The sequence below is a fragment of the Vallitalea maricola genome (genome assembly GCF_036985595.1).
GTDB classification, from domain to species: domain Bacteria; phylum Bacillota; class Clostridia; order Lachnospirales; family Vallitaleaceae; genus Vallitalea; species Vallitalea maricola.
On sequence record NZ_BTPU01000277.1, the window covers coordinates 1 to 299 of the forward strand.

Below are 299 nucleotides of genomic sequence, written 5' to 3' on the forward strand. Positions count from 1 at the left end.
GCCAATGATATAAGGGCAAAAGACAGTATGAAGTATGGAGAAGTATTTAGCATATGGTCCAAGATTGAGTGATAAAAAAGTCTAGAGGGGAGGAATGAGTTTAATGAAAAAATATGTTATAATACTTACAATAATAACCAGTCTATTTATTAACACAACTATGGTGTCCGCTGTTTCTAGCAGAGTAATATACAATTTTACTCAGTATTCTGAAACTAACGGAGAGATAGAATTATCTTGGAATGCTGATGATAATAACGATGAAATACAAATAATAACTTATTATTTGTATTTCATCG

Annotated in this window: 1 protein-coding gene; it reads left to right on the top strand. The window is 30.4% G+C overall.

Going from position 1 to position 299, the window contains the following annotated elements; translation table 11 throughout:
* Positions 1-103 precede the first annotated feature (103 nt).
* A partial coding sequence (locus AACQ14_RS24085) for a hypothetical protein (RefSeq protein ID WP_339366073.1) occupies positions 104-299 on the top strand: 196 nt, incomplete at its 3' end.